The sequence below is a fragment of the Nocardioides sp. S5 genome (assembly GCF_017310035.1).
Lineage (GTDB): Bacteria > Actinomycetota > Actinomycetes > Propionibacteriales > Nocardioidaceae > Nocardioides.
Genome location: NZ_CP022296.1, coordinates 2,349,514 through 2,363,457 on the forward strand (window position 1 = coordinate 2,349,514; position 13,944 = coordinate 2,363,457).

Sequence of the window (13,944 nt, forward strand, 5' to 3'; positions counted from 1 at the left end):
GCCCACAGGGGCGGGTGTGTGTCGGGTCACTGGTCCGGTGTCACTAGGCTTCCCCCCATGGCCGAACGACTCGTGCACATCGTCGACGACGCCGAGGTGTCGGGTGAGGACCTGACCATGGTCTGCGTCCTCACCGGGTTCCTCGACGCGGGCAAGTCGGCCGAGCTCGCGGCGCGACACCTCGCCGAGCTGTCCGACGGCAAGGTCGTGGCGACCTTCGACGTCGACTCGCTCCACGACTACCGCGCCCGGCGCCCGCCCGTGTCGTTCGTGCGGGACCACTACACCGACTACGAGGCGCCGCGACTGGTGGTGCGCGCGCTGCGCGACACCGGCGGCACGCCCTTCCTGCTGCTCACCGGTCCCGAGCCCGACATCCGGTGGGAGGCCTTCGCGCGCGCCGTGCGCGAGGTGGTCGACCACTTCGGCGTGTCCCGCGTGGTCACCCTGGGTGCGGTGCCGATGGCGGTGCCGCACACCCGCCCGATCGCCATCACCCCGCACGCCAACCGGCCCGACCTGGTGCCCGGTGAGAGCCCGTGGCAGGGCGAGCTCCGGGTCCCGGCCAGCGCCCAGGCGCTGCTCGAGATCCGGCTGGGGGAGTGGGGGCTCGACGCACTCGGCTTCGTGGCGCACATCCCCCACTACCTCGCGCAGATGGAGTACCCCCAGGCCGCGCTGGTGCTGCTGGAGCACGTCGAGATCGGCGGTCGGCTGACCGTCGACCTCAGCGATCTCCGCGAGGCTGCGGAGATCACCGAGACCGAGGTCGACCGCTACCTCTCCAGCCACGACGAGGTGGGCGACGTCGTACGCGGCCTGGAGCAGCAGTACGACTCCTTCCGCGAGGCCGAGGCCGCCGGCACCTCCCTGCTGGCCGGCGACGAGCCGCTGCCGACGGGTGAGGAGATCGGCCGCGACTTCGAGGCGTTCCTCGCCGAGCTCGACGACCGGCCCAAGGACGACGGCGACGGACCTGCCACCGGATGGGAGGACCGCTGATGGCCGGCAGTGCCGAGGAGCTCGTGAAGCTCCTGGAGCTCGAGCAGCTCGAGGTCGACCTCTTCCGGGGCGCCCAGGCGCGCACCGAGCGCCAGCGCGTCTTCGGGGGACAGGTCGCAGCGCAGGCCGTGGTCGCCGCGACCCGCAGCGTCGAGGGCGAGTTCGTGCTGCACTCGCTCCACTCCTACTTCCTGCGCCCCGGCGACCCCACCGTGCCGATCGTCTACGACGTCGAGCGGATCCGCGACGGGCGCTCCTTCGCCACTCGCCGGGTCTCCGCGCGCCAGCACGGTCGTCCGATCTACTACATGACGGCCAACTTCCAGATCCCCGAGCCCGGCCTCGAGCACCAGGACCGGATGCCCGAGGTCGCCGGCCCGGACGAGGGGATGCCGCTGGTCGAACTGGCGCGCCAGCGCGGCGACGAGGCGGCGACGCACTGGGAGCGCGAGTGGTCGGCGCTCGACATCCGCCACGTCGGCATCACCGGCCACGGGATCCCCGACGACCCCGAGGCCCCCGCGCGGGCGCGCCTGTGGATCAAGGTCGACGGCGCGCTCTCCGGCGACCCGACCACGCAGACGGCTGCGTTCACCTACGCCAGCGACCTGACGCTGTTGGGCGCAGCACTGGTGCCGCACGGCATCCACATCGCCTCGCCCCGCCTCCAGCCGGCCTCGCTCGACCACACGATCTGGTTCCACAAGCCGTTCCGGGCCGACGAGTGGTGGCTCTACGACCAGTTCTCCCCGTTCGCCGGTGGCGCCCGCGGTCTGGCGCTCGCCCGGGTCTTCACGCAGTCAGGCGAGCTGGTGGCGACGGTGGCCCAGGAGGGCCTCATCCGCCTGCGCGACGACCGCTGACGGCGTCTCCGGTTATCAGGGCGGGGTCGCACGCCCCACCAGGTGCGGCGAGCCGTCCCGCGGGCTGGTCAGGGCGAAGGTCCAGCCGGCCTCGTCCTGCCGTGCCGCGAACGTGACGGTGCCCGGCAGGAAGACCGGCTTCTTGAAGGCCACCTCGACCGTGACCGCGTCGGGAAGCCGGTTCTCGATGGCCGCCACGCTGCGCGCCAGCGTCCACATGCCGTGGGCGATCTGTCGCGGGAAGCCGAGCGCCTTCGCCGTCAGCGGGTAGAGGTGGATGGGGTTCGCGTCGCCCGAGACCGCGGCGTAGGTGCGGCCCAGGTCGGCTGGCAGGCGCCACTCGATGCCACCGGCGGGCGGGTCGGTGACGACCAGGCCGGGCGCCGCGTCGCCGTCCACGGCGCGGCCGCGGCGCAGGTAGGTCGACGTCGACTCCCACACTGCGCTCCCGTCGACCGAGGCGGTGGTGACGAAGTCGAGGAGCACGCCCTTGGCGTGCGGCCGCGGGGCCCCGACCTCGGTGGTGACGTCGAGCGCCTCGCCGACGCCGATGGCTCGGTGGGCGGTGATCGCGTTCTCGACGTGGACCATGCCGATGGCGGGGTAGGGGAACGCCGCATCGCTCATGATCGCCATGTGCAGCGGGAAGGCGAGCATGTGGGGGAAGGTCAGCGGCACGACGTCCTTGCGCGGGAAGCCGCACACGGCGGCGTACGCGTCGACGCGGGCGCGCTCGGCGACGACGCCCTCGCGCCGGTAGGCCAGCCCGGTGAAGTCGGCGGCGGGCGCCTTGCGCACGCCGGGCAGCAGGTTGGCGCCCGGAACGACGGGCAGCGCCGCGCGCAGCAGCGTGCCGAGGCGACCGGGCTCGCCGGTGAGCTCCTTGGCGGCGACCATCAGGCGCCCAGCATCATCTGGCCGCAGACGCGGACCACGTTGCCGTTGACCGCACCCGAGCCGGTGCTGGCGAACCATGCGATCGTCTCGGCGACGTCGACCGGCAGGCCGCCCTGCGACATGGCGTTGAGGCGCTGGCCGACCTCGCGGGTCGCGAACGGCACGGCCGCGGTCATCTGCGTGATGATGAAGCCGGGGGCGACCGCGTTGACGGTGATGCCGCGGTCGAGCTCGTCGCGCAGGCTCTCCACGAGGCCGATCACGCCCGCCTTGGACGTGGCGTAGTTGGTCTGGCCGACGTTGCCCGCGATGCCGGCGATCGAGGCGACGCCGATGATGCGACCGCCGTCGTTGAGCACGCCCGTGTCGAGGAGCTCGCGGGTGATCAGCTCGGGGGCGGTGAGGTTGACCGCGACGACGCTGCTCCAGCGGTCCTCGGCCATGTTGGCCAGCTTCTTGTCGCGGGTGATGCCGGCGTTGTGCACGACGACGTCGACGCCGCCGTGGTGCTCGCGCAGGTGGTGGGCGATGCGCTGGGGTGCGTCCTTGGCGGTGATGTCGAGGACGAGGTGGTCCCCGTCGAGCTCGGCCATCAGGGTCTGCAGCTCGCTCGCGGCCTGCGGCACGTCGACGCCGACGACCGTGGCGCCGTCGCGGCGCAGCACGCGGGCGATCTCCTCGCCGATGCCGCGGCTGGCGCCGGTGACGAGCGCGACCTTCCCGGCCAGCGGCTGCGTCCAGTCGTCCACCTGGTCGCTCGAGGCCGCGGTGGCGCCGTGGGCGCCGATCCGCACGACCTGGCCCGAGACGTACGCCGACTTGGGCGACAGCAGGAAGGCGAGCGTGGAGCTGATCGCGCCGTCGGCGGCCGGAGCGACGTAGACGAGCTGGACGGTCCCGCCGCGGCCGATCTCCTTGCCGAGCGAGCGGGTGAAGCCCTCCAGCGCGCGCTGTGCGACGCGCTCGGAGCCGGACACCAGCTCCGGCGGCGTACCGAGCACGACCACGCGGGGGCACGACTCGAGGCGGCGCATCAGGGGGGTGAAGAACTCCTGGAGCGCGAGCAGTCCGGTGGTGTCGGTGATGCCGGTGGCGTCGAAGACGAGCGCCTTGGCGCGCGCACCCTCGGCGAGGTCGGCTGCCGAGGCGATGCCCAGGCCGTCGAGGGTGGTGGGGAGCACCTCGGTCAGGCGTCCCTGCCCTCCCAGCACTACGAGCCCGTCGACGAGGGCGTCGCCGTCGCTCCAGCGCTCCAGCGCGGTCGGGTTCGGCAGCCCGAGGTTCTTGACGAACAGCTGGCCGATCGAGGTGGACACGAAGCCTTGGTAACGGTCGCTCATGGTGGCGGGATCCCTCTTCGCTGGGTGCGGGTGCTCGGGTGGACAGACGACATGTAACTGGGTGTGCAACTCGTCGTCCACTTTTCGTGACGTGGCCCTCACGTGGTTGGCGCGGAGGGCCGCACCGGCAAGGATATGGACATGCAGACCTCCACGCGCCCCGTCGCCGTCGTCGGCGGCAACCGCATCCCCTTCGCCCGCTCCAACACCGTCTACGCCGGCGTCTCCAACCAGGAGATGCTGACGGCCGCCCTGGACGGGCTCGTGGACCGGTTCGACCTGCGAGGCGAGCGCCTGGGCGAGGTCGTCGCCGGCGCGGTGCTGAAGCACTCGCGCGACTTCAACCTGACCCGCGAGGCGGTGCTCGGATCGGCGCTCGCCCCGGAGACGCCGGCCACCGACATCCAGCAGGCGTGCGGCACCGGTCTCCAGGCTGCCATCCAGGTCGCCAACAAGATCGCACTCGGCGTCATCGACGCGGGCATCGCCGGAGGCACGGACACCACCTCGGACGCGCCGGTCGCGATCAGCGACAAGCTGCGCAAGAAGCTGATGCGGGTCAACTCGGCCAAGGACACCGTCAGCCGGCTCAAGGCCCTCGGCGCGATCCGGCCCGGCGACATCGGGCTCGACATCCCGCAGAACGGCGAGCCCCGCACCCGCCTGTCGATGGGCGAGCACGCGGCGCTGACGGCGCTGGAGTGGCGCATCACCCGCGAGGCGCAGGACGAGCTCGCCGCGCGCTCGCACCACAACCTCGCCCGGTCCTACGACGAGGGCTTCCAGCACGACCTCATCACCGCCTTCCGCGGTGTCGAGCGCGACAACAACCTGCGCCCCGACTCCTCGGTCGAGAAGCTCGCCACCCTCAAGCCGGTCTTCGGCAAGGGGGCCGCGGCGACGATGACCGCGGGCAACAGCACGCCGCTGTCCGACGGCGCTTCGGCGGTGCTGCTCGCGAGCGACGAGTGGGCCGAGCAGCGCGGCCTGCCGGTGCTGGCGCACCTCGTCGACGCCGAGACGGCTGCCGTCGACTACGTCAACGGCCACGAGGGCCTGCTGATGGCGCCGGCGTACGCCGTCCCGCGGATGCTGGAGCGCAACGGCCTGACGCTCCAGGACTTCGACTACTACGAGATCCACGAGGCCTTCGCCTCGCAGGTGCTCTCCACACTGGCGGCGTGGGAGGACCCGGTGTTCTGCAAGGAGCGTCTCGGCCTCGACGCACCCCTGGGGTCGATCGACCGCGAGAAGCTCAACGTCACCGGCTCGTCGCTGGCCGCCGCGCACCCGTTCGCCGCCACCGGTGGCCGGATCCTGCCGGTCGCCGCGAAGCTGCTCGCGCAGAAGGGCAAGGGCCGTGCGCTGATCTCGATCTGCGCCGCCGGCGGGCAGGGCGTCGTCGCGATCCTCGAGCGCTGAGCGGGCGCTTCCTTCCGCCACGGAGCACCTAGCGGGTGAGCCGGAACCAGGTGCTCGTGCGGCCGTGCGTGTTCGAGCCGTCGGGGGTCGCCGGGTCGTCCGGCACGACGGCGACCGTCCAGCCGCGGAACGCGCGCTCGAGGTCGTGCTGGGTGGCCCCCCGCGTCTTCAGCGGCCACGGCCGCGGCGGGGCGGCGTGCACCAGCACGGTGGCGCCGGGCAGCGCGAGCGCCGTGACACCACCGGCCATGAGCGTGCGGCCCGCGTCGTCGAGGCCCTGGAAGCAGCCGACGTCGAGGAAGAGGTCGAAGCCGGAGCCGACCCCGGAGTGGACCAGGTGCCGCACGTCGCCGATCACGAAGCGCGCGTCGTCGAGTCCGTTGCGGTGGACCGCGACGTCCACGGCCTGGCGTACGTCGTCGACACCGATCGCGTCCCAGCCGCGGTCGAGCAGCAGCTTGGTGTGCGCGCCGCGGCCGCAGCCGAGGTCGATGGCCCGGCGGATGCCGTCGGGGCGGGCGGCCTCCTCGCGGTCGAGGAGTCGTTCGAGGGTGGGGCGGCCGGCACGGCCTGCCTTCTCCCAGGGGATGATCCCCGTGCGGTATGCGGTGGCGTAGCCGATGCCCATGTTCAGTTCCTGACCTGCGTGAGACGGAAAGTACCGCTCCCTCTCGACGGTACTCCCGCCGCAGCCGATGCGCTGCTTCCGGCTGCTAGGGTCTGAGCCGATCGACATCCTTTAACGAGCCGTCCCGTGAGGCGGAGAAGGAGGTCCGGCGCGCAGATGCCTGCCCCCGACAAGGCCGACCACCCGGCCCGCGACACCAGTCCCGAGAGGGCGGATCGCACCGTCCTCGACGCCCGTGACATCTCCCGGGCGCTCACGCGCATCTCCCACGAGCTGCTCGAGCGCAACAAGGGCGCCAACGACCTGGTGCTCCTCGGGCTCCACACCCGCGGCGTGCCGCTGGCCCGCCGCATCGCGGACAAGATCGCCGCGGTCGAGGGCACCCCGGTGGCCGTCGGCGAGCTCGACGTGACGATGTACCGCGACGACCTGCGCTCGCAGCCCACGCGTCGCGCCCACAAGACCGCGCTGCCGCCTGGCGGCATCGACCGCAAGGTTGTCGTGCTGGTCGACGACGTGCTGTTCTCCGGACGCACGATCCGCGCCGCGCTCGACGCCCTCGCCGACCTCGGACGGCCCTCTGCCGTACGCCTGGCGGTGCTCGTCGACCGCGGCCACCGCGAGCTGCCGATCCGCGCCGACCACGTCGGCAAGAACCTGCCCAGCGCGCTGGCCGAGCGCGTGAGCGTGCACCTCAGCGAGGTCGACGGGACCGACGAGGTGACGATCTCGTGAAGCACCTGCTCTCCGTCGACGACCTGTCGCGCGACGACATCGACATGCTCTTCGCCACCGCGGCCGACATGCACGACGTGCAGAACCGCGAGGTCAAGAAGCTGCCCGCACTGCGCGGGCGCACGGTCGTCAACATGTTCTTCGAGGACTCCACCCGCACGCGGTCGTCGTTCGAGATCGCCGGCAAGTGGCTCTCCGCCGACGTCATCAACGTCAGCGCGAAGGGGTCGAGCGCGTCCAAGGGCGAGAGCCTGCGCGACACGGTGCTCACGGTCTGCGCCATGGGTGTCGACGGTTTGGTCATCCGTCACCCCGCCAGCGGTGCGGCGCTCCAGGTCAGCGAGTGGGTCGACGCGTCGGTGGTCAACGCCGGCGACGGCATGCACGAGCACCCGACGCAGGCCCTGCTCGATGCCTACACGCTGCAGCGCCGGCTCGGGTCCCTCGAGGGACGACACGTCGCGATCATCGGCGACCTGACCCACAGCCGGGTCTTCCGCTCCAACGTGCAGTGCCTGACCAAGCTCGGTGCGCGCGTCACGGCCGTTGCCCCGCCGACGCTGATGCCCAGTGGCATCGGGGCCTGGTCGGACGCGGCGGGCTTCGAGACGTCGTACGACGTCGACGCCGTGCTGCCGGAGGCGGACGCAGTGATGATGCTGCGGGTCCAGCGCGAGCGGATGTCGGGCGCGTTCTTCCCGAGCGCGCGGGAGTACACCGTCGGCTACGGACTCACCCGCAACCGGCTCGCCCTGCTCGGGCCCGACGTCCCGATCTGCCACCCCGGTCCGATGAACCGCGGCCTCGAGATCGCCGCCGACGCCGCCGACGCGGCCCAGTCGGCCGTGCTGGAGCAGGTCTCCAGCGGCCTGGCGATCCGGATGGCCGTGCTCTACCACCTGCTCGCAGGAGAGTCCGAAGGAGGCATTGCCTGATGTCGCTGGTGATCAAGGGGGCCTCGCTGCTCGGCGAGCAGACCACGGACCTGTACGTCGACGACGCCGGCCGACTCGTCGACTCCGCGCCGGACGGCGCCGAGGTGATCGACGCCGACGGGCTCGTCGCGCTGCCCGGGCTCGTCGACCTCCACACCCACCTGCGCGAGCCCGGACGCGAGGACGCCGAGACGATCCTCACCGGCTCGCAGGCCGCGGCACTGGGCGGCTACACCGCCGTCCTGGCGATGGCCAACACCTCGCCGGTGACCGACACCGCCGAGGCCGCCACCCGGGTCTGGGAGCTCGGGCGCGAGGCCGGCCTCGTCCACGTGCAGCCCGTCGGCGCGGTGACGCGCGGACTGGCTGGCGAGGAGCTCGCCGAGCTCGGTCTCATGCACCGCTCCCGCGCGGGTGTCACGGTCTTCTCCGACGACGGGAAGTGCGTCCACGACGCCCGCGTGATGCGGCGTGCGCTGGAGTACGTCAAGGCATTCGGAGGCGTGGTGTCGCAGCACTCGCAGGACCCGGCCCTGGCCGGACCGGCCGCCTGCTGCCACGAGGGCGAGCTGTCCGGTCGGCTCGGGCTGCCGGGCTGGCCCGGGATCGCCGAGGAGGTCATCGTGGCCCGCGACGTGATGCTGGCGCGCCACACCGGCTCGCGCGTCCACGTCGCGCACGTGTCGACCGCGGGCTCGGTCGAGGTGCTCCGCTGGGCGAAGGACCAGGGGATCGAGGTGACCGCCGAGGTCACGCCGCACCACCTGCTGCTGACCACCGACCTGCTCGCCGGCTACGACCCGACCTTCAAGGTCAACCCGCCGCTGCGCCCGCAGGAGGACGTCGAGGCGCTGCGCGCGGCCCTGGCCGACGGCACGATCGACGCCGTCGCCACCGACCACGCGCCGCACGCGCGCCACGACAAGGAGCACGCCTTCGTCGACGCCGCCTTCGGCATGGTCGGGCTCGAGACGGCGCTGGCGGTCGTGCGCACGGCGATGCCTGACCTGACGTGGGCCGACATCGCCAGGGTCATGTCGACCACGCCGGCGCAGATCGCCGGCCTGGCCGACCAGGGCCAGGCGCTGGCGCCGGGTGCTCCTGCACACGTGGTCCTGGTCGAGCCCGACGTCGAGGTCGCCGTCGACCGGGACGCGTCGGCGTCGCTGTCGCGCAACAACCCGTGGCACGGTCGCAGCCTGACGTCACGGGTGGTGCACACCGTCTTCGGCGGTCGGGTCACCGTCCGCGACGGCCGCCTGGCCTGACGTCAGCGTCGGCGCCGCGGCCGCAGGTCGAGGACGTTGTCCTCGCCGCGGTCGCGCAGCGTCGTACGCCCTCGCGCGACGGTGACCGCGTTGCGGTCGCCGGTGAGCACGAGCCGGTCGGACCGCGTCAGGCGCAGCACGTTGTCCGACCCGGTGATGCGCGTGCGGAACGCCTTGCGGGCGCTGACCGTGTCGTACCCCCGCAGCCGCAGGACGTTGATCGTGTCCGCGGAGAGGGCGGAGGAGGTGCCCGCCAGGTCGGCGTGCTCGACGAGGCCGGCCACCTCGATGCTCGACCCGGTCCCGGACACCGTCAGGTGCTGCACGCTGGGCGTGGTGACCGTGGTGCCGCCGCCCAGGACCTCGAGGTCGGCCAGCGGCTTGGCGGTGATGGCGTTGCCGGCGCCCTCGACGACCAGGCGGGTGGCCGACGGCATGGTGACCGTGGCGCCGTCCGCGGTGACGCGTACGACGCCGCACGTGCCGCGGAGGTCGTAGGCGACGTCGTCCCAGGCCAGCACCGTCTCCTCGCCGACCTCGCACTGCACGGGGAGCGCCAGGCCGACCGCCTGCGCAGGCGAGGCGGCGAGGGTCGGCGCCATGAGGAGGAGCGGGGCCAGGAGCAGGAGGCGCAGGGCGCCGGGCGTTCGGGTCACGGGGTCCTCGTCCGGGTCGGGGTTCGTGCAAACGAGAGTTACATACTGAGGGTACGCATGACGACACCCGGGAGCGTGGGTCGGGTCACACCCGCGGCTGCACCATCCCCGTCGAGGGATCCCGGTCGGTGAGGCAGTAGACCTGCCCGCAGGGCACCCTGCGCCGATCCCCACACGTCGTACAGTCACGAGATGAGTGACGTCCCACGCCTGCTCCACACCGTCCTCGACGCCGTCGACGTGCGCGCGGAGGCGGAGTTCTGGCGAGGGCTTCTGGGTCTCACCTACCGACCCGGCGACGAGGCGCCCGACGGCAGCGACGACGCCGACTGGCTGGTGCTGGTCGATGAAGCAGGCGGGCGCGGGCTGGCGGTCCAGGAGGTCGAGGCGCTGACGCCTACCCGCTGGCCGGAGCCGGGGCACCCGTCGGTGAGCCACCTCGACACGACCGTGGCGACCCGCCTGGAGCTCGACACCGCCCACGAGCGGGTCCTGGGGCTGGGCGGTGAGCTCCGCCTCGACCGCACCGACGACCCCGACGAGCCGCTGCGGGCCTACGCCAGCCCCGCCGGTCACGTCTTCTGCGTCTTCGTGGCGCCGCCGCCCGCGGACATGCCGCGCCGCGCGCTCACCGGTACCTGCGCCTTCCGGTTGATGCCGACCGACGACCTCGTCGCCGCGCCGTCCACCCTCGCCGTCGGCGCCGCGGCAGGCGGTGCGCAGCTGCTGACCTACACCTGGCTGCACCCCGACGACGGCGAGCAGGCCGGCAGCCTGCTCCTCGGCGCCCCCGCGGCGGACGGCGCGGTGAGCGCCGCGTGGACCGACACCTGGCACCAGCGCGACCTGACCCTGCTGACCGGCGCGACGCGCGGGTCGGTGACCACCGTCGGCTACGACTACGCGCCGGGGTGGCGCTGGGAGATCGACGTGGTGCTCGACGCGCCGACCGTCGGGATGGTCATGCGCAACGTCGTCCCCGAAGGTCAGGACGACCAGGACGGGCCGGCGGGACCCTACGACGTGATCCGCGCCCGCTGGACCTGAGCCTCACACCAGGCCCAGCTCCCGCGCCTCCTCCCAGAGGTCGTCGCGCACGCTCGGGTGCGCGGCGTGCTCGATGAGGTTGTGCGCCTGCTCGCGCTCGCTCCGGCCCCACATCCACGCCACGCCCTGCTCGGTCACAACGGCTCCGTGCTGGAAGGACGTCACCGGCTCGTCGACCAGCGGCACGATCGTCGAGACGTCGGCGCGCGGGTGCCAGCTGCGCAGCGCCATGAAGGCCCGGCCGCCGGGGGAGTGGCTGGCGCCGACGGTGAAGTCGGTCTGCCCGCCGAAGCCGCTGTAGATCCGGGCCCCGATCCGTGAGGCGTTGGCCTGGTCGAAGAGGTCGACCTGCAGCGCGGTGTTGATCGAGGTCATCGCGGGCTGCTGGGCGATGGCGGCCGGGGAGTTGGTGGTCTCGGTGCGCAGCATCCGCACCCGAGGGTTGTCGTCGACCCAGTCGTAGAGCTCCTGGCTGCCGAAGACGAAGGACGTACGCACCGGGGTGCCGCGGTCGAGCGCGCCGGCCTTCTCGAGGGTGAGGACCCCGTCGCTGAACATCTCGGTCCAGATCCGGAGGTCGCGGCGGTCGAGGACGCCGGCGATGGTGGCGTCCGGGACCTCCCCGATCCCGGCCTGGAGCGTGGCGCCGTCACCGATCTCCGCGGCGACGCGTGACCCGATGAGCCGGGCGTCGTCGCTGGGGGCACGGGCGACGTGGGTGGTGAGCGGGGCGTCGACCTCGACCCCGAGGTCCACGTCGTCGATCGAGATCTCCGCGTCGCCGAAGGTCCACGGCATCCGCGGGTTGAGCTGGGCGACGACCACGGCGCCGCGCTCGCGGGCGGCCTCGATGGCCGCCGGAAGCACGTTGACCTCCAGGCCCAGGGAGACCCGGCCGTTGTGCGGCAGCGTCGTGTGCACGACCACGACGTCGGGTGCGAGAGGCCCGTGGAACAGGCGCGGCACCATGGACAGCCGGCAGGGCACGTAGGCCAGGCGCGGGTGGCGGCGGAACCCCGGCCCCACGAAGGTCGTCTCCGGGACGATCCCGTCGTGCATCGGCAGGTCCCGTTGGGCGTTGAGGGCGTGCAGGCGGGCTTCCGGCAGCTCGGTCAGAAGGGGGGCGAGCACGGTCACCGGCGTGGCGAAGTTGCCGCTGGTGACCACCCGCGGGGAGTGGGGGAGGGTGGCGCAGTGCTCGCGCACCTCACGGACGGCCTGGTCGATCTCGACGACGCGCATGGGCCCAGCGTGCCAGCAAGCGGCAGGAAATCGGTGGGCCGTCCGGCCCGTCCGTCCTAGGCTCTTGGTCATCATGTGGATCCAGGACTGACCCGACTCGCGTCCGCGGCGGCGCACCAGTGCGCCCGAGCCCGGCGAGTCACCCTCCTGTCGAAGGTCGTCCGCATGCCTGCCACCGCCCCGCTCGCCCCCCTCGTCGTCACCGGACTGTCGGTGACCTACCCCGATCGCACGGTGCTGTCCGGGATCGACCTCGTCGCCCAACCCGGTCGGCGGATCGGCCTCGTCGGTGAGAACGGCGTCGGCAAGTCGACCCTGCTGCGCGCCGTCGCGGGACGGCTGCCCACCCCCGCGCGGGTCTCCGGCACCGTCACCGCGCCCGACGATCTCGTGCTGCTCGGCCAGGAGGCGCCGTTCCGTGGCTCGGCGACGGTGGAGCAGGTCCTCGCGATGACGCTCGCCCCGTTGCGCCGGGCCGTGGTCGACGTCGAGCGACTCGCCGCCGGCGTCACGACGGTCGAGGGCACCCGGGCCTACGACCGGGCGCTCGAGCTGGCGCTGGCCCACGACGCGTGGGACGCCGACCGACGGGCGGCGCAGGCCGCAGCCCGCCTCGGGCTCGACGGCCTCGATCCCGCGCGTCCGGTCCGGACCTTGTCCGGCGGCCAACGCACCCGCCTGGCACTCGCCACGATCATGACGACCCGTCCTGCCTGTCTGCTGCTCGACGAGCCGACCAACCACCTCGACGACGACGCCGTCGACGTGCTCACCGCCTTCCTCCGCGACCTGCCCGGGGTGGTCGTGCTGGCCAGCCACGACCGCGTGCTGCTCGACGACGTGTGCACCGACCTCGTCGACCTCGACGCGGGCGCGCTGGGCACCGACGGCGCCGGTGGACGACGCTTCGGTGGTGGCTGGAGCGCCTACGAGGCCGCCCGCGCCGACGCCCGCCGCCGGTGGGAGCAGACGTACGCCGCCCAGCAGGAAGAGCTGCACCGGCTCCGTGCCGGCACCCGGATCGGCTCCGACGCGATCGCTCACGACCGCGGACCGAGCGATGGCGACAAGTTCATCTACTCCTTCAAGGGCGGACGGGTCGACCGGACCCTGGCGCGTCGCAGGAAGGACGCGCGCCGCCGCCTGGAGGAGGCCGAGCGCGACCAGGTCCGCAGGCCGCCGGCACTGCTGGTCTTCCGAGGCGACCTGACGACCGGCGCCACCGGAGCCCTCGTGCACGTGCGCGGCGTGGAGGTGGCCGGACGGCTCTGGGTCGACCGTGTCGACCTGGCGGCCGGGGAGCACCTGCTCGTCACGGGCGCCAACGGATCGGGCAAGTCCACCCTGCTCGGTGTGCTGTCCGGCCGCCTCGCGGCGACGGCAGGCTCGGTCGAGGTGGCCGCCTGCACCGTGCGCGAGCTGACCCAGGACCCGCCGGTCGCCGACCCGGCGCGCTCCGCGTTGGCGGCGTACGACGACGCGGTGCGCGCGCTCGCCGACCCGCCGCCCCTGCGCGAGCTCGGGCTGCTCCACCCGCGCGACCACCGCACCCCCGTCGGCCACCTGTCCGTGGGCCAGCGGCGCCGGCTCGCGCTGGCCGTCGCGATCGCCGCCGCACCGGACCTGCTGCTGCTCGACGAGCCGACCAACCACGTGTCGCTGGCCCTGGCCGGCGAGCTCGAGCAGGCGCTGGCGACCTCTCCGGGCGGGATCGTCGTGGCCTCGCACGACCGCTGGCTGCGCCGGCGCTGGGAGGGACCGGAGCTGGCGTTGACACCGGGGTCGGGCGCCCTCGCCGGACGCCTCGCGGGCGTGGACACGATGCCGTCGTGACGTCGTCGCGCTGGTAGGGTCGGCGGCGGCTCGAACATCCTTTAACGATCCGTCCCGTGAGGCGGAGAAGGAGGTA

13 protein-coding genes are annotated in these 13,944 nt (G+C 72.9%); 8 read left to right on the forward strand and 5 right to left on the reverse strand.

The window, feature by feature from the left end; translation table 11 throughout:
• Positions 1-57 precede the first annotated feature (57 nt).
• Both CFI00_RS11605 and CFI00_RS11610 read left to right on the forward strand, forming a co-directional pair.
• Entirely contained in the window at positions 58-1,002 is a 945-nt protein-coding gene (locus CFI00_RS11605; RefSeq protein WP_207085274.1) for a PAC2 family protein, read from the forward strand.
• Positions 1,002-1,865 (forward strand): acyl-CoA thioesterase II, encoded by an 864-nt coding sequence (locus CFI00_RS11610; protein ID WP_207085275.1) that lies wholly within the window; start codon positions 1,002-1,004, stop codon positions 1,863-1,865. The genes CFI00_RS11605 and CFI00_RS11610 overlap by 1 nt, the downstream gene beginning before the upstream one ends.
• A gap of 15 nt (positions 1,866-1,880) precedes the next feature.
• Here the strand turns inward: CFI00_RS11610 and CFI00_RS11615 are convergent, their stop codons facing one another.
• Both CFI00_RS11615 and CFI00_RS11620 read right to left on the reverse strand, forming a co-directional pair.
• Positions 1,881-2,762 carry a MaoC/PaaZ C-terminal domain-containing protein gene (locus CFI00_RS11615; protein ID WP_207085276.1) on the reverse strand — a complete coding sequence of 294 codons (882 nt, stop codon included), beginning with the start codon at positions 2,760-2,762 and terminating at the stop codon, positions 1,881-1,883.
• Entirely contained in the window at positions 2,762-4,102 is a 1,341-nt protein-coding gene (locus CFI00_RS11620; RefSeq protein WP_207085277.1) for a 3-oxoacyl-ACP reductase, read from the reverse strand. Before CFI00_RS11620 ends, CFI00_RS11615 begins: the two co-directional genes overlap by 1 nt.
• Positions 4,103-4,237: 135 nt before the next feature.
• On the opposite strand from CFI00_RS11620, the gene CFI00_RS11625 reads away from it, so the two are divergent.
• Positions 4,238-5,524 carry an acetyl-CoA C-acetyltransferase gene (locus tag CFI00_RS11625; protein ID WP_347401898.1) on the forward strand — a complete coding sequence of 429 codons (1,287 nt, stop codon included), beginning with the start codon at positions 4,238-4,240 and terminating at the stop codon, positions 5,522-5,524.
• A gap of 28 nt (positions 5,525-5,552) precedes the next feature.
• Here the strand turns inward: CFI00_RS11625 and CFI00_RS11630 are convergent, their stop codons facing one another.
• Positions 5,553-6,152, reverse strand: a complete 600-nt coding sequence (locus tag CFI00_RS11630) for a methyltransferase domain-containing protein (protein ID WP_207085279.1) — start codon at positions 6,150-6,152, stop codon at positions 5,553-5,555.
• 156 nt (positions 6,153-6,308) lie between these two features.
• Between CFI00_RS11630 and pyrR the strand changes: the two genes are divergently transcribed.
• The 3 genes from pyrR to CFI00_RS11645 are packed head-to-tail and all read left to right on the forward strand — an operon-like array spanning position 6,309 to position 9,090.
• Positions 6,309-6,887 carry a bifunctional pyr operon transcriptional regulator/uracil phosphoribosyltransferase PyrR gene (gene pyrR / locus CFI00_RS11635; RefSeq protein WP_207085280.1) on the forward strand — a complete coding sequence of 193 codons (579 nt, stop codon included), beginning with the start codon at positions 6,309-6,311 and terminating at the stop codon, positions 6,885-6,887.
• On the forward strand, positions 6,884-7,822 hold the full coding sequence (locus CFI00_RS11640) for an aspartate carbamoyltransferase catalytic subunit (protein WP_207085281.1): 939 nt from the start codon (positions 6,884-6,886) through the stop codon (positions 7,820-7,822). The genes pyrR and CFI00_RS11640 overlap by 4 nt, the downstream gene beginning before the upstream one ends.
• Positions 7,822-9,090 (forward strand): dihydroorotase, encoded by a 1,269-nt coding sequence (locus CFI00_RS11645; RefSeq protein ID WP_242532818.1) that lies wholly within the window; start codon positions 7,822-7,824, stop codon positions 9,088-9,090. The genes CFI00_RS11640 and CFI00_RS11645 overlap by 1 nt, the downstream gene beginning before the upstream one ends.
• A gap of 2 nt (positions 9,091-9,092) precedes the next feature.
• On the opposite strand, the gene CFI00_RS11650 is transcribed toward CFI00_RS11645, so the two are convergent.
• Positions 9,093-9,746 (reverse strand): hypothetical protein, encoded by a 654-nt coding sequence (locus CFI00_RS11650; RefSeq protein WP_207085282.1) that lies wholly within the window; start codon positions 9,744-9,746, stop codon positions 9,093-9,095.
• Positions 9,747-9,938: 192 nt separating this feature from the next.
• Here CFI00_RS11650 and CFI00_RS11655 point away from each other — a divergent pair, with 192 nt between their 5' ends.
• Entirely contained in the window at positions 9,939-10,793 is an 855-nt protein-coding gene (locus CFI00_RS11655; protein ID WP_207085283.1) for a VOC family protein, read from the forward strand.
• Positions 10,794-10,796: 3 nt separating this feature from the next.
• Here CFI00_RS11655 and CFI00_RS11660 read toward each other — a convergent pair whose 3' ends face one another.
• On the reverse strand, positions 10,797-11,960 hold the full coding sequence (locus CFI00_RS11660; RefSeq protein ID WP_242532874.1) for an acetyl-CoA hydrolase/transferase C-terminal domain-containing protein: 1,164 nt from the start codon (positions 11,958-11,960) through the stop codon (positions 10,797-10,799).
• A gap of 240 nt (positions 11,961-12,200) precedes the next feature.
• Between CFI00_RS11660 and CFI00_RS11665 the strand changes: the two genes are divergently transcribed.
• Positions 12,201-13,868 carry an ATP-binding cassette domain-containing protein gene (locus CFI00_RS11665; protein WP_207085285.1) on the forward strand — a complete coding sequence of 556 codons (1,668 nt, stop codon included), beginning with the start codon at positions 12,201-12,203 and terminating at the stop codon, positions 13,866-13,868.
• Positions 13,869-13,944 lie beyond the last annotated feature (76 nt).

Bases quoted from the DNA above. Each gene is read 5' to 3' on its own strand.
- CFI00_RS11645 (WP_242532818.1), top strand. From the start codon at position 7,822: ATGTCGCTGGTGATCAAGGGGGCCTCGCTGCTCGGCGAGCAGACCACG.
- CFI00_RS11610 (WP_207085275.1), top strand. From the start codon at position 1,002: ATGGCCGGCAGTGCCGAGGAGCTCGTGAAGCTCCTGGAGCTCGAGCAG.
- CFI00_RS11620 (WP_207085277.1), bottom strand. From the start codon at position 4,102: ATGAGCGACCGTTACCAAGGCTTCGTGTCCACCTCGATCGGCCAGCTG.
- CFI00_RS11665 (WP_207085285.1), top strand. From the start codon at position 12,201: ATGCCTGCCACCGCCCCGCTCGCCCCCCTCGTCGTCACCGGACTGTCG.
- pyrR (WP_207085280.1), top strand. From the start codon at position 6,309: ATGCCTGCCCCCGACAAGGCCGACCACCCGGCCCGCGACACCAGTCCC.
- CFI00_RS11615 (WP_207085276.1), bottom strand. From the start codon at position 2,762: ATGGTCGCCGCCAAGGAGCTCACCGGCGAGCCCGGTCGCCTCGGCACG.
- CFI00_RS11655 (WP_207085283.1), top strand. From the start codon at position 9,939: ATGAGTGACGTCCCACGCCTGCTCCACACCGTCCTCGACGCCGTCGAC.
- CFI00_RS11630 (WP_207085279.1), bottom strand. From the start codon at position 6,152: ATGGGCATCGGCTACGCCACCGCATACCGCACGGGGATCATCCCCTGG.
- CFI00_RS11605 (WP_207085274.1), top strand. From the start codon at position 58: ATGGCCGAACGACTCGTGCACATCGTCGACGACGCCGAGGTGTCGGGT.
- CFI00_RS11625 (WP_347401898.1), top strand. From the start codon at position 4,238: ATGGACATGCAGACCTCCACGCGCCCCGTCGCCGTCGTCGGCGGCAAC.